This is a genomic window from Phyllobacterium sp. SL163, from assembly GCF_049896885.1.
Classification (GTDB): domain Bacteria; phylum Pseudomonadota; class Alphaproteobacteria; order Rhizobiales; family Rhizobiaceae; genus Phyllobacterium; species Phyllobacterium calauticae.
In genome coordinates this window covers 95,950-114,080 of record NZ_JAFCVE010000007.1, presented here as the reverse complement: position 1 = coordinate 114,080, position 18,131 = coordinate 95,950, and the positions used below count along the sequence as shown (strand labels likewise).

The window sequence follows — 18,131 nt, the reverse complement described above, 5'->3', positions numbered from 1 at the left end:
GAGACTCGCGCTATCCGTGCGGGAATTCAAGGCCCATTTCGCGGTAACGCTCGGGATCATTACCCCAATTGTCACGCACCTTGACGAACAGGAACAGATGGACCTTCTGTTCGAGGATTTCCATCAGCTCCTTGCGGGCGGACTGGCCGATGGCCTTGATCGCCTGCCCCTCGTGGCCGAGCACGATCTTCTTCTGGCTGTCGCGCTCGACATAGATCACCTGCTGGATACGGACGGAACCATCCGGCTTCTCCTCCCAGCTTTCGGTCTCGATGGTCGACGAGTACGGCAACTCATTGTGCAGGCGCAGGTAAAGCTTTTCCCGGGTGATTTCCGCCGCCAGCATGCGCATCGGCATATCGGAAATCTGGTCTTCCGGATAATACCACGGACCTTCCGGCAGGTTGTCCGCGAGGTACTTCAACAGATCCTTGCAGCCATAGCCCTTCAGGGCCGATATCATGAACGTCTTGTCGAAATTCACCTTCTCGTTGGCGCGCTGCGCCAGTTCCAGGAGTTTCGGCGCTTCGATGCGGTCGACCTTGTTAAGGACGAGAATGACCTTGCGTTTCTTCTCGTGCAGGCTACCCAGAATGGCTTCCGCCTCTTCGTTGATGCCCTCTTCCACGTCGATCAGCACGAGAATGAGGTCCGCATCCTTGGCGCCGCCCCAGGCTGTCGTCACCATGGCGCGGTCGAGCCGGCGCTTGGGCTTGAAAATACCGGGGGTATCGACCAGCACCATCTGCGTGCGGTCGTGAATGACGATGCCGCGCACCAGCGCGCGCGTGGTCTGGACCTTGTGGGTGACGATCGAAACCTTGCTGCCGACCAGCTGGTTGACCAGCGTCGACTTGCCGGCATTCGGCGCGCCGATCAAGGCGATGAAGCCCGAACGCGTCGGGCCTTCGGGCTGGGCCGTTTCCGGCGTTACGTCCTGGTCGGTCATATCTGTCCTTCTTCCTGCGTCTTCTGACGGACGCCTTCCCGGTAAAGCAGGGCAACGGCCGCTTCCTGCTCGGCAATGCGCTTGGAGCGCCCCATGCCGGTGGCTGGCGCAAAACCCTTCACCTCTACCTTCACCGTAAATTGTGGATCGTGGTCCGGGCCGGTGCGTTCGACCACGCTGTATATGGGCTGGGCACCATCCTGCTGGTGTGCCCATTCCTGCAATTCCGTCTTGGGATCGCGCTGCGCCGAGTTGATCTCGCGCGAGCGGGCATCCCAATACCGCTGGATGAAAGGTTGCGCCGCTTCCAGCCCGCCGTCCAGATAAATCGTTGCGATCAGCGATTCCACCACGTCGGCACGCAGGCTTTTCAGCCGCTTGTCCGCCAGTCCCTTCACATCGGAACCGGTGCGGATGAATTCATGCAGGCCGATTTCATCGGCCACAGCAGCGCATGTATCGGCATTGACCAGCGAGTTCAGGCGCAGCGACAATTCCCCTTCGCTCGCGGTCGGATAGGCGCGGAAGAGCATTTCGGCAATGACCAGCCCGAGAACGCGATCGCCGAGGAATTCGAGCCGTTCATAATCCGATCCGACCGACTGGCGGGCACTGGCATGGGTCAGCGCGCGCTCCAGGCGGGCGAGGTCGCGAAATGTGTGGCTCGTCTGCTCCTCCAGTCTGCGAACGGCGTCAGCGGACAGGGTCATGGGCGGCTCATTGGCTCTTCGGGGTGAAGGAGGTTCCGTTCACGCTGTGAAGCAGACGGTCAAAGCGCAGCTCCGACGGCCAGCGCCACAGTTCCAGCGGGCTCGCCTTGCCGGCAATGGAGAAGAAGATGATGTTGGCACGGCCGATGAAGTTTTCGAAGGGCACGTAGCCCACGTCAAAGCGGCTGTCGGCGGAATTGTCGCGATTGTCACCCATCATGAAATAATGGCCGGCAGGCACAACGAATTCACGCGTATCGTCGCCGAGGCCGTTGGGGGTCAAATCGAGCGTGTCATAGGTCACGCCGTTCGGCAGCGTTTCGCGGTAGACATCCACGGGGCGGTTGACTTCGGTGACATCGGGATTGTTGATCTGGCCGACCTTGACGCGCGGCACGGCGACGTCATTGAGGTAAAGCACGCCGCCACGCATCTGCACACGGTCACCGGGAAGACCGACGACGCGCTTGATGAAATCCAGCGATGTATCGTTGGGTTTGCGGAACACGGCAATGTCGCCGCGCTGCGGCTCGCTGGCCCAGATGCGCCCGGAAAACAGGTTCGGCGCAAAGGGAATGGAGTATTTCGAGAAGCCGTAGGAGAATTTCGAAACGAAGAGATAATCGCCCTCAAGCAGGGTCGGACGCATCGAACCGGACGGAATGTTGAACGGCTGGAACAGCACGGTCCGGATCACCAGAGCGAGCAGCAGGGCCTGCACGACAACGCTGATCGTCTCGCCAAGACCGCCAGATTTTTTCACAACAGATTTGTCGCTCACGCTCGTCATATCTCCAAATTTCTAAGCTGCACCCTCTTAACCGCTGAATCTGCAGGGAGCAATGCTACATAGCTCTGCTCAATGGCGTTTGATTGCGGCTATTCCACGATTTTCAGCGCTTCGATAATCACGAATGCTTGCGCAAGCGGAAAATCGTCGGTGATCGTCACATGGATGTGCGCGGTATGTCCGGCGGGCAGAATCGCCTCAAGCCGACGGGCCGCACCATTGGTCAGCCGCATCGTCGGCGCGCCGCTCGGAAGGTTGATCACCCCCATGTCGCGCCAGAAAACACCTTCGGACAGCCCCGTCCCGAGCGCCTTGGCGCAGGCCTCCTTGGCGGCAAAACGCTTGGCATAGGAAGCAGCGCGCAGCTTGCGCCGTTCGGAGCGGGCCTGCTCGACCGGCGTGTAGACGCGATCGATGAAGCGCTGGCCATGCCGCTCCAATGTCTTTTCAATGCGTCTTATATCAATCAGGTCACTGCCGATCCCGATGATCATGAGGGTTCGGCCACCTTTTCCAGCGCATAACCGGCCTTGCGGCGGTTCTGGAAGCTGGCGACGATCCAGCGGGTCGGGAAATAGACCACAAGGGCGGCGATGAAACCGAGGGGGATCGCACCGATCAGCATCGGCTTGACGATCGGGCCCCACAATTCGGCGAAATCCAGATGCCGCAGCATATGGCCGAGGTGGTGTGGGAAAGGCTCGTCGCTGGGACCGCCGCTCAGGATGAACCGCCCGGCCTCCAGCGTCGCGCCCCAGATAAACGGCAGGAACAGCGGATTGCCGAGCGTCGTGCCAAGGATGGCGGCGGCGATGTTGCCGCCGATGATCCAGGCTATCGCCAGCGCCACGGCGATATGCACGCCGAGAATGGGAATGAACGAGGAAAAAATGCCGGCGGCAAGCCCTGCCGCAATGGCGTGCGGGGTCGCCCGCAGCCGCAGAACACGCTTGCCGAAATAGCGCAGCGACCGGCCGACCGAGCGGCGCGGCCACACTGCAGTACGCATCCGTTCACGGAAGCCCGGTTTGATACGCCGTTTGAAGAGCATTGGTATTCAAGTCCCTCGACGCCGGAGCCAGCGAGTGCGCAACTGGCTCAAGCGCTCACGTCTTTTGGTTAATCAAATATTACGACTACCAGGCTTAACGGGCGGAATTGCGGCAAGCTCAGGCGGTAATTGGTCAGCAGGATAGGCCGGGACTTCATATTCCGCCAGTGCAATCAGCGGCACGCCGACATCTGTCTTGCCGGCGGAGCGATCGATAATGCAGGCGGCGGCCAGAACCTCGGCACCCAGTTCCTGCAAGGTGGTGACCGTTTCGCGGATCGACAAGCCCGTCGACACGATATCTTCGACGATGACGACGCGCGCGCCCTTGGCAATTTCAAAGCGGCGCAGGCGGAACACACCGTTCTCGCGTTCGACCCAGATGGCCGGGACGCCGAGATGGCGCGATGTTTCGTAGGCCGGGATGATGCCGCCGATGGCTGGTCCGACCACGTAGTCGATCGGGCCAAGACCGGCATTCCTGATCTTGTCGGCCAGCGCACGGCACACGCGCTCGGTCTTGTCGGCGTGCATGAACACGCGGGCCTTTTGCAGGAATGTCGGGCTGCGCAAGCCCGATGTCAGGATAAAGTGCCCTTCCAGCACTGCCCCTGCTTCGCGAAATACCTGCAGAACTTCATCCGTATTCATGTGTGCCCCTCTATCCGTTCACGCGCTGTGCGTCGCTGACGCACTTGCTTTCCTTGAGTTTCGACAGGATCCGGTTGAGATGTTTCAGATCCCAGACCTCCAGGTCGACGATCATCTGCGTAAAGTCAGGCGCCGTGCGGACCATGGAGAGATTGTGAATATTGGTTTCGTTGGCGGCGATGATCTCAGCGATTTCTGCCAATGAACCCGGCGCATTGATCGCCGAAATGTTGATGCGGGCCGGGAAGCGGTCGCGCCTGCTTTCGTCGATATCCCAGCGCACGTCGATCCAGCGCTCCGGCTGGTCGTCATAGGCCATCAGCGCCGATGACTGGATCGGATAGATGGTCATGCCCGCACCGGGCTGGAGAATGCCGACGATGCGATCTCCCGGCACCGCGCCTTCCGGCGAAAAGTGCACGGGCATGTCGGGGCTTGCCCCGCGGATCGGCAGGGCATGCGGGCCGCCCGGCTCCCATCCCGCTGCGCCGTCGCTGCCTTCCGGCATCTTGAAGATCATGCCCGACGTGTTGCGGAAATTGACCCAGCCTTCCTCGCGCTCGCTCGGCGTCGGCTTGGGCTTGGAGTCCTGATATTCCGGATAGACCGCCTTCATGACATCGGAGGACGGCAATTCACCCCGCCCGACGGCGGCCAGAACATCGTCGATCTCTTTCCGCGCTAGGCGCGGCAGGCCCTTCTTGAGTTCATCGCGCGAATAGACTTTCCCCGCCCGCTCGAAAGCCCGCTCGAGAATCTGCGTGCCGAGGCCGGAATACTGCTTGCGCACCGCAATGCGCGTGGCACGGCGGATGGCAGCGCGCGCCTTGCCGGTGACAACCACCGATTCCCAGGCGGCCGGCGGTGTCTGCGCCTTGGAGCGGATGATCTCGACCTCATCGCCATTATGCAATTCGGTCATCAGCGGCATGATGCGGCCATTGACCTTGGCGCCGACGCAGCTGTCGCCGATATTGGTGTGCACCGCATAGGCGAAATCGATCGGCGTTGCCCCGCGCGGCAGGGCGATGAGCCGGCCCTTCGGCGTGAAGCAGAAAACCTGGTCCTGAAACAGCTCCAGCTTGGTGTGTTCGAGAAACTCTTCCGGATTGTCGCCTTCCGCGAGCGCTTCGATGGTTTGCCGCAACCACGCATAGGCGTTGGTTTCGGTCGAAATGACATGCGGGTTCTGCGCGCTGCCGCGATCCTTGTAGATCGAGTGGGCGGCCACGCCGTATTCGGCAATGTCGTTCATTTCGCGGGTGCGGATCTGCAGTTCGACACGCTGGCGCGACGGACCGACGATGGTGGTGTGGATCGAACGGTAGTCGTTCTGCTTGGGCGTCGAGATATAATCCTTGAAGCGGCCCGGCACCATCGACCACGTGGTATGGATGATGCCAAGCGCATTGTAGCAATCGGCGACGGTATCGACGACGACGCGGAAGCCGAAGATATCGGAGAGCTGTTCGAAGGAGAGCCCCTTGCTTTCCATCTTGCGGAACACCGACCAGGCCTTCTTCTGCCGGCTTTTGACACTGGCCTTGATGCCGCGCTTTTCGAACAGGCTGGAAAGATCGGTTTCGATCTGCGTCAGCGTGCTGCGGTTCTTTTCCATCAGCTCGGCGAGCCGGTTGGTCACGGCGTTGAACGCTTCGGGATTGATGTAGCGGAAGGCCAGCCCTTCCAGTTCCTCGCGCATATCCTGCATGCCCATGCGCCCGGCGAGCGGCGCATAGATATCCATGGTTTCCTCGGAAATGCGCAAACGCTTGTCCGGCGGCACGTGATGCAGGGTCCGCATATTGTGCAGGCGGTCGGCGAGCTTGACCAGCAGCACCCGCACATCGTCGGAAATGGCGAGAAGCAGCTTGCGCAGGTTTTCCGCCTGCACGGCCTTTTTCGAGACGAGGTCCAGCTTTTTCAGCTTGGTCAGGCCCTCGACAAGCTTGCCGATGTCGGGTCCGAACAGCGTGTCGATTTCCTGCCGGGTTGCCGAGGTATCCTCGATGGTGTCGTGCAGCAGGGCAATGGCGATCGTCGCCTCGTCCAGATGCATGTCGGTGAGGATCGCGGCCACTTCGAGCGGATGGGAAAAATACGGATCGCCCGATGCGCGTTTCTGGTGACCATGCTTCTGCATGGCATAGACATAGGCTTTGTTGAGAAGCGCCTCATTGACGTCAGGCTTGTAACGCTGAACACGCTCGACAAGCTCATACTGACGCATCATGGACGGAAGCCTCCAAACCCAAAACTCTAAATTATCGAGCGATATATGGTAATTGCGTTACCAAGACGCAAAAATAATGCGCCGCAGAAAGACTGCGACGCATCACGATAGCCTGAACCGGCAATCAGTCGCGCTGAAAGCGCGACATTTGATTAATAGTCGTCGCTTTTTTCCGGAGCTACCAGACCTTCGATACCGGCCAGCAATTCCTCTTCCGACATGCTGTCGAAGGAAACATTGTCGTCGGCTTCGATCTCGGCAATCTCATTGCCTTCGCTGTCGCCGGAGGTGACCTGCGGTACCACAGCAACGGCTTCCGGCTCATCGACTTCCACATGCTTCTGCAGCGAGTGGATCAGATCTTCCTTGAGGTCGCCCGGCGAAAGCGTTTCCTCTGCGATTTCGCGCAGGGCAACAACCGGATTCTTATCATTGTCGCGATCGATGGTGATCGCTGCACCCTGTGAAATCAGGCGCGCGCGGTGACTGGCGAGCAAAACCAGTTCAAACCGGTTTTCGACCTTGTCAACGCAATCTTCAACAGTGACGCGGGCCATGAGCTGCCCCTTTCATTTTTAACTGAATTAGCGGATTAAGCGGGACATAACGCGGTTACACGGAAAAAACAAGCAAAAGCCGTCAACAGGTTCGACACGGGCTGTTTAACAGTAAAAAACAATCACCATAGATTGAGCGGTTCTATCCAAAATTCGGACAAATTTTCCGCCCAGCTATTGGCTTTTCACCGAACCCGACGTAGTAAATATGCTACTTTCGTATAAGATCAGATCGAGCTTTATTACCTTCTAGCTGATTTGAAATTGAAGCTCACCTTTTTGAAATGGAACCTTATTATGTTTGATCCACGTGAAAAGATCGTTTTGTTTATCGATGGTGCAAATCTCTACGCAGCCTCAAAGGTACTGGGATTTGATATTGACTATCGCAAACTTCTTACAGCTTTCCAGAAAAGAGGCTATTTGCTTCGCGCGTATTACTATACAGCGCTTGTAGAGGATCAGGAATACTCATCGATACGCCCATTGATCGATTGGCTTGATTACAACGGATATAAGGTTGTTACGAAACCCGCAAAAGAATTTACCGATTCTGCCGGCCGCCGTAAGATCAAGGGCAATATGGACATTGAACTTGCTGTCGATGCCATGCAGTTGACGGACACGGTGGACCATTTTGTTATCTTCTCCGGCGATGGCGATTTCCGCTCCCTGGTGGAAGCCTTGCAGCGCAAGGGCCGCAAGGTCAGCGTCGTCTCGACACTTTCGACCCAGCCGCCAATGATATCGGACGAACTGCGCCGTCAGGCGGATCATTTCATCGACCTGACATCGCTACGCACCGAAATCGGCCGCGAGGCATCCGAGCGCGCCCCGCGCCGTGTCGAAGAAGAACAGGTCGATTACTAATAATCGCTTATTGATATTTGTCGAAAGATTCGGAAATGCCGCATGGAAAACCATGCGGCATTGTGCTTTTTAGCGCCCTATGAGTGTCGAACCTTCCCCCGATTGCCCGATCTGCCCGCGACTGCATGACTTCATCGCCGGATGGCGCGTGAAAGAACCGGCGTGGCACAACGCACCAGTCCCCGCCTTCCTGCCTGCGGGTGGGATTGAGTCGGTTCAGTTGCTCATTATCGGGCTGGCGCCCGGCCTGCGCGGCGCCAACAGGACGGGCCGTCCGTTCACGGGCGACTATGCGGGGGATTTGCTTTACGGCACGCTGGCAGAATTCGGCTTTTCCCGCGGCACATTCGCCGCCCGGCCGGATGACGGCCTGGAACTGCTCGATGCGGCGATCGTCAATGCCGTTCGCTGTGTTCCGCCGGAAAACAAACCGGTCGGCGGCGAGATCAACAATTGCCGGCGGTTTCTGACGCCGACCATCCAGCAGTTCCGCAACCTGCGCGCCATCGTGACCCTTGGCACCATCGCGCACCAGTCGACGATGCGGTCGCTGAAGCAGCCGGTGGCGAAATTTCCGTTCAGCCATGGCGGACAGTCCGATATCGGCGATATCCGCATTTTTTCCAGCTATCATTGTTCGCGCTACAACACGAACACCGGACGCCTGACCGAACCCATGTTCAAGAGCGTCTTCGCCGCCGTGCGCACGCATCTGGATGCTTCGGTTTAAGGGTACGAAGCACCCACGCAATCAGCCGCGGTCGCGCAGCAGCCGTGACTTCTCACGGTTCCAGTCGCGCTGCTTTTCCGTCTCGCGCTTGTCGTGCAGTTTCTTGCCGCGGGCAACGGCAAGTTCGAGCTTCGCCCTGCCCTGATCGTTGAAATAGAGCTTCAGCGGCACGACGGTCATGCCTTCGCGGTCCACCGATTGCGCCAGCCGTGCCATTTCACGCTTGCTGACCAGCAGCTTGCGGTGGCGGCGCGGCGCGTGGTTGAAGCGGTTGGCCTGCAGATATTCCGGAATATAGGAATTGATCAGCCAGAACTCGCCGTTTTCGAGACTGGCATAGCTTTCGGCAATGTTGGACTGGTTGTTGCGCAGGGATTTGACTTCCGTGCCCTGCAGCACGATGCCAGCCTCCATCGTGTCGAGAATCTCGAAATTGAAACGCGCTCTGCGGTTCTCGGCAATGACCTTGCGAACCGTAATGGGTTTTTTGGCAGCTTTGGGCTTGTTCATGAGGCCTATATAATGCTTTGCAAGTAGGTCGTACACTCACAAATCTGGTCGAAATGGCGCCTGAAACGGCAAGAAGATGCGAGGAGAGGCGCGAAGGGCGGGGTCTTTCCCCCGGCCGAGCGGCTCGACACTGCAGCTTGCAGCCGTTTCGGCGTCCGCAGGATATGGTCCATTTCGACCAGATTTATGAGTGTACGACCTCAATTGTCAGTTGATCAAACCCGCATGTTTCATCGCCTGATCGATACGTTCGGCGGTAGCCGCTTCAATCGGGACGAGCGGGGAACGCACCGAATTGTTCATCTTGCCGAGCTTGGCCAGGGCATATTTCGGGCCTGTCGGGTTTGGTTCGATAAACAGCGCCTTGTGCAGCGGCATCAGGCGGTCCTGAATGGCGAGCGCCGCGGTGAAGTCGCCCCGCAGGGTCGCAGCCTGGAACTCGGCACACAGGCGCGGCGCGACGTTCGAGGTGACGGAGATGCAGCCGACACCGCCATGGGCGTTGAAGCCGAGCGCCGTCGCGTCTTCGCCGGACAGCTGGATGAAATCCAGACCGCAGGTGATGCGCTGTTCCGAAACGCGCTCGATCTTGCCTGTCGCATCCTTCACGCCGGCAATGTTCTTGAAGTCATGCGCCAGCTGGCCCATCGTCTCCGGGGTCATGTCGATGATCGAACGGCCGGGAATGTTGTAGATGATGATCGGCAGCGAGACGGATTCGGCCACGGCCTTGTAATGGGCATAGAGGCCGCGCTGGTTCGGCTTGTTGTAATAGGGCGTGACGACGAGAATCGCGTCCGCTCCGGCCTTTTCCGCATGCTGCGCCAGCTCGATGGCTTCGCGTGTGTTGTTGGAGCCCGCACCGGCAATCACCGGCACCTTGCCCTTGGCTTCCTCAATGCAGACTTCGACCACGCGCTTGTGCTCGGCATGGGACAGCGTCGGCGATTCGCCCGTCGTTCCGACAGGCACGAAACCATTGGTGCCCTCGGCGAGCTGCCAGGCCAGGAATGCGCGAAAGGCTTTCTCGTCAAACGACCCGTTTTGGTCGAATGGCGTGACGAGAGCGGTGATTGAGCCTTTCAGCATGGTGAACTCCAAGAAAACAACGTTAGATCAAGGCCGGGCCAGCATGGCGCCAACCAGGAGGTGGCGCACCATAGTCGTGCAACCTTCGCCGGGCAAGATGATTTCCGTGATGAAAAACAGCAATACAATTGATGTTTTGCGTAGAACCAACGGACCATGCTAACCTTTCGTTAAGATTGCCTTCACACGTCCGCCACTATTATCTGATCCAACAGTTCTGGATCCGGGGCTGCGCGTGATCCTTTCGATTAAATTGGTTGCCTGAATGCTGAGAACTTCTGTTTTGCGTCATGTTCTTCTCGCGTCATCGCTGCTGGTGACGACGGCTTCGTTTGCGCAAAATTCAACGCCGCCCATTCCAACGCTCAAACCGTTTGCCCCCACCCAGACACGGACCAGCCCCGCAGCACAGATCATGGCCAAGCCCGATCCGGTGACCACGGCGGGAATCGCTCAGCCGTCGAAACCGTCGGCCATTGCAGGCAGCCTCAAAAGCGGCCTCGATGCCCTGTCGGGCGGCGACGTGCAGCAGGCTCTCGGTATCCGCAACGGACTGCCGGCCGACGCGCTGGACCGTCATATCCTGACCTGGGCTATCGGCCTGTCGAATGCGCCGGGTGTTCCCAGCTCGGAAATCGCCCATGCGGCAGCGGAACTGCCGGGCTGGCCCGGCATGGCGACCTTCCGCAACAATTCGGAACGGGCGCTGTTCAAGGAGAATCCGCCGGCGGCTACGGTGATCAATGCCTTTGGCGGCACCCCGCCGCAGACGGCCGAAGGCACCATCATCCTGGCCCGCGCCTTTGTCGCCACCGGCAACACCACCCGTGCCCGCCAGGTTCTCGGCCCCTTCTGGCGGACGAAGAAGCTGGACGATGCGCAGGAAACGGCGATCCTGAAGGAATTTGCGCAGGTCATTCCGCGCGAAGACCATCTGGTGCGCATGCTGACCATGCTTTACGAAGGCAAGGCAAAATCCGCCGGCCGCGTCGCCAAGCTTGCCAATGCCGACGTGCTCTATCAGGCCTTTGCCGCGGTTCTGCAGAAATCGCCGGATGCGGCGCAGAAACTGGCGGCTGTCACCGGCTCCTGGCAATCGAACCCGGCCTACATCTTTGCCAAGGCGCAGTATCTGCGCCGCCAGGAACGCTTCAAGGAAGCGGCCGATGTGCTGGCCACCGCACCGCGCGATGCGGCATCGCTGATTGACCCGGACGCCTGGTGGGTGGAACGGCGCGTGCTGTCGCGTGAGCTGCTGGATATCGGCGATGCCACGCGCGCCTACAAGATCGCGGCCATGCACAGCGCCGAAACCCCGTCCGTCGCCGCCGAGGCGGAATTCCATGCGGGCTGGTATGCCCTGCGGGCGCTCAAGGACCCGCAGACGGCGCAGCGCCATTTCGCCCGCATCGCCGAGATTTCGTCGCGGCCCATGTCCGCCTCGCGCGCCTATTACTGGCTGGGCCGTTCCGCCGAAGCGGGCGCGGGCGGCAATGCGCGTGACTATTACAGCCGTGCGGCGCGTTTCGGCACGACATTCTATGGCCAGCTGGCCGCCGCCAAGCTCGGACAGGCGAGCCTGCAACTGCCCTATCCGCGCCCGAGCGATGCGGATCGCGCCCGTTTTGCCCAGCGCGAAGCCGTGCGCGCCATCCAGCGCCTGGAAGACACCGGCTATGCGCAGCGCGCCGCCATTCTGTACGCCAGCCTGAGCCAGGAACTCGACAGTCCCGGCGAACTGGCATTGCTGGCGGTCATGGCGGAACGCACGAGCAATCACTTCGTCGCCCTGCGCGTCGGCAAGATTGCGGCGCAGCGCGGCATCGACGTCGGCGCCCTGTCGCATCCCATCGGCGCCATCCCCGGCAATGCCAATATTTCTGGTTCCGGTGCTGCCCTTGCCTATGCCATCGCCCGGCAGGAGAGCGAGTTCAACGCCAGCGCCGTTTCCAGCGCGGGCGCGCGCGGCCTGTTGCAGTTGCTGCCCGGCACAGCCAAGGACGTCGCCAAGCGCGCCGGAATTTCCTATTCCAAGGACCGGCTTACCGGCGATGCCGCCTATAACGCCACCCTGGGTGCACGCTTCCTCGGCGAACAGATCGCCAAATTCGACGGTTCCTACGTCCTGACCTTTGCCGGATACAATGCCGGGCCCAACCGCGCCAATGAGTGGGTTTCGCGCTATGGCGATCCGCGCGGCAAATCCGTCGACGAGGTCGTCGACTGGATCGAGCGCATTCCCTACACGGAAACCCGCAATTACGTGCAGCGCGTCATGGAGAACTACGAGGTCTACAAATCGCGGCTCTATGGCAAGGCCCAGATCGAGAGCGATCTGACCGCCGGACGGCTGCAGCGTTAGCCGGGCTCTACACTCAACAACAGGATTGCGGATTGGCCGATTTATTGCGCGACATTCATTTCGACGCCCCCGATGGCCTGCATCTCCATATGAGGCTTTACCAGCCCGAGCACAAAAGCGACAACCTGCCGGTCGTCTGCCTGCCCGGGCTGACCCGCAACAGCCGCGACTTTCACGACCTCGCATTGTCATTGTCGCAGCACCCGCAGACGCCACGCCCGGTGATCAGCGTCGATTACCGCGGACGCGGATTGTCAGCCTATGATCCGGACTGGTCGCACTACAATATCGGGATGGAAGCGGGCGATGTCATTGCCGGTCTTGCCCATCTGCAGATCAACCGGGCGATTTTTCTCGGCACATCCCGCGGCGGGCTGATCACGCATATTCTGGCAGCCATCGCGCCACAGCTTCTCGCCGGCGTCATTCTCAATGATATCGGGCCGGAGATAGCGGTCGAGGGCCTGCAGCAGATCAGCGCCTATCTCAATGGCACGCGCCAGCCCGGCGACTGGAATGACGCGGTAGAGTTGCAGCGGTCGGTGCACGGAGCAGCCTTCCCTGCCCTGACCCAGGACGACTGGCAGCGTTTTGCCCGGATGATCTACCGCGAAGACAACGGTGTGATCCGCCCGGATTACGATCCCAATCTCCGCAAGACGATGGAGAACATCGACTATTCGCAAAAACTGCCGGATTTGTGGGCCCAGTTCGAACTGATGAAAGACCTGCCGCTGCTGCTGATCCGGGGCGAAAACACCACTTTGCTGGCGCAGGAAACCGTTGACGAGATGGCGCGGCGGCATAGCGCGCTGCAGGTGTTCAATGTTGCGGGTCAGGGCCATGCGCCGCTGCTGGAGACAGGCCGCATGCCCGAGCTGATCGCCGCGTTTTGCGCAGGCGTTGATTTGCGCGCGGACTAGCCGCTCTTTGCAGGCTTCTTGGGTGCTGCCTTGGGCTTGGCCTTGGCCGCAGTCTTTGCCTTGGCGGGGACGTCCCCTGCCTGCCTGATCATATCGGCAGCCTGCTTCATCCAGCCTTCGCGATGGGCGCGGCCGGGAAAGCCAATCGCACGGCTCACCCACGCAGCCTGATCGACATCCCAACCCGCAATCTGGTCGAAGTGAAACACGCCGAGCGTATGGAGCTCCGACTGGATCACGGTGCCGATCCCCTCGATGTCCGACAGGCGATCCGGCTTGCCCCGCCGCGCGTTTTTCAACAAAGCGGGGCGGTGCGTGTCGTCTTGAGACACTCTGACCGCCCGGCTGCCTGCAGTCTTTGCCACGGTCTTTTGGGCCGGAGCTTTCGTCTTTGATCGCGCGGCGACGGGGGATGCCATCGCCGGGACAGGCTCGGCCGGCGGCACCATTGCCGGACCGGACAGCGGCTTGCTCACATCGTCATTGGCAGGCGTGACCGGTACATGCGTTGCGGCGGCGAGACGGGCGTCAGCGGCGCGCGTCGACTCTTGAGAAACTGAATCGGTTTTCGGAGAGAACTTTTTGAAAAGATGACCCAAAATGGCGCCGACAATGAACGCGGCTGAAATGAGCAAAAGCGCCTGAAGAAGAAAAATGACCACAGCTCGTTACCCCAGTTTCAACACAGATCAGTTGCGCTTGCCGCCCTGGGTCGACCAGCCGACATAGAAACCGACAAGAGCGGCCACCAACAGAAAGAGCCATAGCTTCGTGATGAGATACATGATTGTCCGCGCTCCCGTTGATTGCACTGGATCAGCATTCCCGCCGGGAAATCACCCGGCATTGCCGGCCGGCGGCGGCGCCAGCTTCACCTCGCCCACCCTACCATTACCCGGAAGTTGTGTCTTCAATGCGTTGGTGACGGACTCATAATCCGCGGCATTTGCGGCTGTTCCGGTGATGCTGTAGGTCTCCCCGGCAAGCCGGACCTCACCGCTGATCAGCTGCGATGCCTGTTTCAGCGCGAAATTGGCAAGCTCGACAAATCCCTGCGGCGCGCCGCGCGCGACGGCCATTTCGTCCAGGATTTCAATGCCCGGCATGGCATTTTCAGCCGCAGCCAGAAGCTTGGCGCGTGTATCGCCATAGGGGACATTGCCCGACAAAAGGATGCCCTGATCCGACTTGGTCACCACGAAACTGAAGGGATCAACCAGGGGTAAAAGCGTCGCTGCGTTCTCGACCACGCGAATGCCATCGGTCGTTTCAGCGATTTTCAGTGCCGATGCGAGGGCTTCGGCCGATGGCGCCACCCCCTTGAGGGTCAGATCGCGCCCGTCCACCTCGATGCTGGCCCAGCTGTTATCCGCTTCCAATGCGGCAGCGACGGTCTCCGTCAGTTGGCGGTCAATCGGCTCGGCAAGGAACCAGCCGGCAAGCGTTGTCAAACACGCAACGGTAATCAGACCAGGCCAGAACCAGCTTTTAACAATGTGCATGGATGGCATTTTCCCCTTACGGCAATCGAACAGAATGCTGTCTTGCCCGATGTCGGTGGGAATATCAACACGGTGCCTCGCGGCGAACTGCGAACGCCGGAAAACTGGCCGCGCGCCACAAAGAAAAACCCGGCAGCTTGCGCTGCCGGGTCCTATGAACTCAATCCTGTTAAGGATTAGAAGTTGCGCTGGAAGCGGATCATGCCACCGAATGCATCGTCGTTACCGCCGACAGCGGGGCTGGTCGCGATATCCTTACGATGACCGTCGAACTTGGTGTAGCTGATTTCTGGCGTGATCGTGAAGCCAGGAACGAGCTCGTAAGCAACGTTCAAAGTACCAGCAACGGTGCCTTCGGATTCGTATGCAACCTGTGCATTGACAGTTGCCTTATCCGAAACCTTGGCGGACAGACCACCCCAAACAGCCCAGTCGCCTTCCCAGCGGCCGAACCAGTTCAGGCTGCGGACGTGACCGGTCGTGTAATTGTCGTCGAAGTTGGACTGATAGCCACCCATGACGAATGCCTTAACAGCGTCGGTGATCTTGACGTCCAAACGAACCTTACCGGCCCATTCTTCGATAACCGAGTCATAACCAGCAACAGCCGAGATGCCGCCCCAACCCTGCTCGTACTTCACACCACCAAGTACGTGTGGCATGTAGTCGTTGATGCGGTAGTCATGGCTTGCACCATCGTTGTCCGACTCAACTTCACCCTGTTCAGCAGCGATGATCGCCGAGAAACCGTTACCAGCTGTGAATGTGTAGCTGATCTGGTTGGAAGTGCCTGACTGATAGTTGATCACGTCGTCGTTGATGACGTCGCCAGCATAACCGGTCCACGAACCGAACAGTTCGTCAGCAACACCAACGCGGAAACCACCGAGTTCGATGAATGCCTGAGGAATGGAGCTGTTGTTGGAACCGTTCTTATAGTTGAAACGTGTTTCAATGTACGAACGCAGTGTGCCGAGTTCGGTTTCCGAACGGGCGTCAAAGCGGATCGTTGCACGTGTCAGCTTGTCGTATGTGCCGTCGCCATCAGGATCGCTGCCCTGGTTGACGTGGCCGCCGGTGTATACGCTGTCGCCGCCCTTGGCGTCGTAACGCAGATAGCCGCCGATCTTCAGGCAGGTCTCAGTACCAGGAATGTAGAAGAAGCCCTTGCCGTATGCATCGCAAACGCGAACATATTCGACAGCTTCTGGCTCAGCGACGACAACTGCATCGGCAGCGCGTGCGCCAGTTACTGCAACGAGGGCTGCAGCGGAGCCGAGTAGAAGGCTCTTGATGTTCATTTCTGACCTCCAGTCAAAGTTAAAAATGGGTCTGGGCATTCCAATTTGGCTGAAGGACAACCTTGTCCCCATCCCCTAAGTCCTAGAAGAAATGCGATCAACGCCGTTCCTCTGCGACCGAACATACTCGCCCTCTCCGGGGTTTCAACCATGAATGTCGGCATCCACACCTCGCGGCCCCTCTATGCCTTATCCCTGTTGCACAAATGACACGAAAACGTCGCGACCCCGGCGAAATCTTTACCACTCATTAATATAGGTAACCGGATTTTCATCAATTTCTCTGCATCGATGGCGGAAACGGAACGGTGTTTTGACTCGAAATCGGGCATGCATCACCGGCATATTTACAGTGTATGCATCGAATCAAATGCGGCACGGACTGATTCTGACAGGTGGTTTGCCATGACTTATTTCTATCTCTTTGTAGCCATAATTTTCGAGGTGGCGGCCACATCGGCGCTCAAGCAAGCGGATGGTTTTACAAAGCTTTGGCCGTCGCTGATCTGTTTGGCCGGTTATGCGGCGGCTTTCTATTTCCTGTCCATACTGGTCAAGACGATGCCCGTCGGGATCGTTTATGCCATCTGGTCCGGCGCCGGGATCGTGCTCATCGCCGCCATTGGCTGGTTCTGGTTCAAGCAGCCGCTCGACACGCCGGCAATCATCGGCCTTTCGCTGATTATCGCCGGTGTTCTCATCGTCAACCTGTTCTCGGGAACCGTGGGACACTAAAGCCTTTCCTGCCGGTAAAAATCCGTTGAATCGCCTGGCCTTCCGTCAAACTTTGACTGGAGGTCAGAAATGAACATCAAGAGCCTTCTACTCGGCTCCGCTGCAGCTCTCGTTGCAGTCACTGGCGCACGCGCTGCCGATGCAGTTGTCGTCGCCGAACCGGAAGCTGTCGAATATGTTCGCGTTTGCGACGCATACGGCAAGGGCTTCTTCTACATCCCCGGAACCGAGACATGCCTGAAAGTCAGCGGTCATGTGCGGTTTGATGCCAAGGGCGGCGATGATGTCTCCAAGGGCGGCAAACTCGGTACCTGGAAACTTCTATCCCGCGCCACCATCCGCTTCGATGCCCGTTCGGACACCGAACTTGGTACATTGCGTTCCTTTGCCGAAACACAGTTCAATTATACGAACGGTGACAACAGTTCGTCGCTTCCCCACGCCTATATCTCGCTCGGCGGCTTCCGCATCGGCCTGACCGACTCGCTCTTTGACACATGGACCGGTTCGGCCGGTAATGTCCTCAGAGACGGCGTGATCTCCTATGCCGGAGATGGCGACAATCAGGTCAGCTACACCTTCACCGGCGGCAATGGTTTCTCGGCCCTCATCGGCCTGGAACAGGGTGACAAGGATCACGTGATCGTGGATTACGTGCCGCACATCATTGGCGGCGTGAAGTTCGAACAGGCCTGGGGCGGCATCTCCGTTGTTGCCGGCTACGATTCCGTCGTGGAAGAGTTTGGCGGCAAGCTGCGTCTGGATGTAAAGTTCACCGACACTGTCTCCGCCTTCGTTCTGGGCGGTTATCAGTCCGGTTACGGCGACCACGCCAAGGAAAAACGCACCACCTCCTATTACGGCCCGTGGAATGGCGACTGGGCCATCTGGGGCGGTCTGACCGCCAAGGCTTCGGACAAGGCCACGTTCAACGCGCAGTTGGCTTACGAATCCGAAGGGACCTACGCCGGCGCAATCAATGTCGCCTACGAACTGGTTCCCGGCTTCACCATCACGCCTGAACTCAACTACACCAAGTTCGATGGTGCCCGTAAGGCCAAATCCCTGGCCAGCAATGGAAGCGATGACGCGTTTGGCGGGTTCCTTCGCTTCCAGCGCAATTTCTGATGTCATGACACACAGAACCAGCGCCGGAATTTACCGGCGC

At 59.1% G+C, this 18,131-nt stretch carries 19 protein-coding genes; 6 read left to right on the top strand and 13 right to left on the bottom strand.

Going from position 1 to position 18,131, the window contains the following annotated elements:
- Window positions 1-10 precede the first annotated feature (10 nt).
- From era to rpoZ, 8 genes are all read right to left on the bottom strand, one after another.
- Window positions 11-949, bottom strand: a complete 939-nt coding sequence (gene era / locus ACP7B1_RS16580; protein ID WP_346306467.1) for a GTPase Era — start codon at window positions 947-949, stop codon at window positions 11-13.
- Window positions 946-1,659 carry a ribonuclease III gene (rnc, locus tag ACP7B1_RS16575; protein ID WP_346306466.1) on the bottom strand — a complete coding sequence of 238 codons (714 nt, stop codon included), beginning with the start codon at window positions 1,657-1,659 and terminating at the stop codon, window positions 946-948. Before rnc ends, era begins: the two co-directional genes overlap by 4 nt.
- Window positions 1,660-1,666: 7 nt before the next feature.
- Entirely contained in the window at window positions 1,667-2,449 is a 783-nt protein-coding gene (gene lepB, locus ACP7B1_RS16570; RefSeq protein WP_288194245.1) for a signal peptidase I, read from the bottom strand.
- 89 nt (window positions 2,450-2,538) lie between these two features.
- Entirely contained in the window at window positions 2,539-2,943 is a 405-nt protein-coding gene (gene acpS, locus ACP7B1_RS16565) for a holo-ACP synthase (protein WP_223611301.1), read from the bottom strand.
- Window positions 2,940-3,500 (bottom strand): DUF2062 domain-containing protein, encoded by a 561-nt coding sequence (locus tag ACP7B1_RS16560; RefSeq protein WP_346306465.1) that lies wholly within the window; start codon window positions 3,498-3,500, stop codon window positions 2,940-2,942. The genes acpS and ACP7B1_RS16560 overlap by 4 nt, the downstream gene beginning before the upstream one ends.
- A 72-nt stretch (window positions 3,501-3,572) precedes the next feature.
- Window positions 3,573-4,151 carry an orotate phosphoribosyltransferase gene (gene pyrE, locus ACP7B1_RS16555; RefSeq protein ID WP_223611303.1) on the bottom strand — a complete coding sequence of 193 codons (579 nt, stop codon included), beginning with the start codon at window positions 4,149-4,151 and terminating at the stop codon, window positions 3,573-3,575.
- Window positions 4,152-4,161: 10 nt separating this feature from the next.
- Window positions 4,162-6,384 (bottom strand): RelA/SpoT family protein, encoded by a 2,223-nt coding sequence (locus ACP7B1_RS16550; RefSeq protein WP_346306464.1) that lies wholly within the window; start codon window positions 6,382-6,384, stop codon window positions 4,162-4,164.
- Between the two features lie 152 nt (window positions 6,385-6,536).
- On the bottom strand, window positions 6,537-6,941 hold the full coding sequence (gene rpoZ, locus ACP7B1_RS16545) for a DNA-directed RNA polymerase subunit omega (protein ID WP_223611305.1): 405 nt from the start codon (window positions 6,939-6,941) through the stop codon (window positions 6,537-6,539).
- A gap of 297 nt (window positions 6,942-7,238) precedes the next feature.
- On the opposite strand from rpoZ, the gene ACP7B1_RS16540 reads away from it, so the two are divergent.
- Both ACP7B1_RS16540 and ACP7B1_RS16535 read left to right on the top strand, forming a co-directional pair.
- Window positions 7,239-7,811, top strand: coding sequence for an NYN domain-containing protein (locus ACP7B1_RS16540; RefSeq protein ID WP_223611306.1), 573 nt, complete (start codon window positions 7,239-7,241; stop codon window positions 7,809-7,811).
- A gap of 79 nt (window positions 7,812-7,890) precedes the next feature.
- Window positions 7,891-8,541, top strand: coding sequence for a uracil-DNA glycosylase (locus tag ACP7B1_RS16535; protein WP_346306463.1), 651 nt, complete (start codon window positions 7,891-7,893; stop codon window positions 8,539-8,541).
- Between the two features lie 21 nt (window positions 8,542-8,562).
- On the opposite strand, the gene smpB is transcribed toward ACP7B1_RS16535, so the two are convergent.
- Together smpB and dapA are read right to left on the bottom strand one after the other, a co-directional pair.
- Window positions 8,563-9,051: an SsrA-binding protein SmpB gene (smpB, locus tag ACP7B1_RS16530; protein WP_105735936.1), complete on the bottom strand. Its 489-nt coding sequence runs from the start codon at window positions 9,049-9,051 to the stop codon at window positions 8,563-8,565.
- A 207-nt stretch (window positions 9,052-9,258) separates the two neighbouring features.
- Window positions 9,259-10,140: a 4-hydroxy-tetrahydrodipicolinate synthase gene (gene dapA, locus ACP7B1_RS16525; RefSeq protein ID WP_223611308.1), complete on the bottom strand. Its 882-nt coding sequence runs from the start codon at window positions 10,138-10,140 to the stop codon at window positions 9,259-9,261.
- Between the two features lie 265 nt (window positions 10,141-10,405).
- On the opposite strand from dapA, the gene ACP7B1_RS16520 reads away from it, so the two are divergent.
- Both ACP7B1_RS16520 and ACP7B1_RS16515 read left to right on the top strand, forming a co-directional pair.
- Window positions 10,406-12,502: a lytic transglycosylase domain-containing protein gene (locus ACP7B1_RS16520; RefSeq protein ID WP_346306461.1), complete on the top strand. Its 2,097-nt coding sequence runs from the start codon at window positions 10,406-10,408 to the stop codon at window positions 12,500-12,502.
- An 89-nt stretch (window positions 12,503-12,591) separates the two neighbouring features.
- The gene (locus ACP7B1_RS16515; protein WP_346306479.1) at window positions 12,592-13,425 is read left to right on the top strand and encodes an alpha/beta fold hydrolase; all 834 of its coding nucleotides are present in this window, start codon (window positions 12,592-12,594) and stop codon (window positions 13,423-13,425) included.
- On the opposite strand, the gene ACP7B1_RS16510 is transcribed toward ACP7B1_RS16515, so the two are convergent.
- The 3 genes from ACP7B1_RS16510 to ACP7B1_RS16500 all read right to left on the bottom strand — a co-directional run bounded on the left by ACP7B1_RS16510 (window position 13,422) and on the right by ACP7B1_RS16500 (window position 16,228).
- Window positions 13,422-14,087 (bottom strand): hypothetical protein, encoded by a 666-nt coding sequence (locus tag ACP7B1_RS16510; RefSeq protein ID WP_346306460.1) that lies wholly within the window; start codon window positions 14,085-14,087, stop codon window positions 13,422-13,424. The two genes, ACP7B1_RS16515 and ACP7B1_RS16510, sit on opposite strands and share 4 nt — an antisense overlap.
- Before the next feature lie 174 nt (window positions 14,088-14,261).
- Window positions 14,262-14,927, bottom strand: a complete 666-nt coding sequence (locus ACP7B1_RS16505) for a BON domain-containing protein (RefSeq protein WP_346306459.1) — start codon at window positions 14,925-14,927, stop codon at window positions 14,262-14,264.
- Window positions 14,928-15,103: 176 nt separating this feature from the next.
- Window positions 15,104-16,228 (bottom strand): porin, encoded by a 1,125-nt coding sequence (locus ACP7B1_RS16500; RefSeq protein ID WP_426137123.1) that lies wholly within the window; start codon window positions 16,226-16,228, stop codon window positions 15,104-15,106.
- A gap of 405 nt (window positions 16,229-16,633) precedes the next feature.
- On the opposite strand from ACP7B1_RS16500, the gene ACP7B1_RS16495 reads away from it, so the two are divergent.
- Together ACP7B1_RS16495 and ACP7B1_RS16490 are read left to right on the top strand one after the other, a co-directional pair.
- Window positions 16,634-16,963, top strand: coding sequence for a DMT family transporter (locus ACP7B1_RS16495; RefSeq protein WP_346306528.1), 330 nt, complete (start codon window positions 16,634-16,636; stop codon window positions 16,961-16,963).
- 69 nt (window positions 16,964-17,032) lie between these two features.
- Window positions 17,033-18,091 carry a porin gene (locus ACP7B1_RS16490; RefSeq protein ID WP_346306529.1) on the top strand — a complete coding sequence of 353 codons (1,059 nt, stop codon included), beginning with the start codon at window positions 17,033-17,035 and terminating at the stop codon, window positions 18,089-18,091.
- Window positions 18,092-18,131 lie beyond the last annotated feature (40 nt).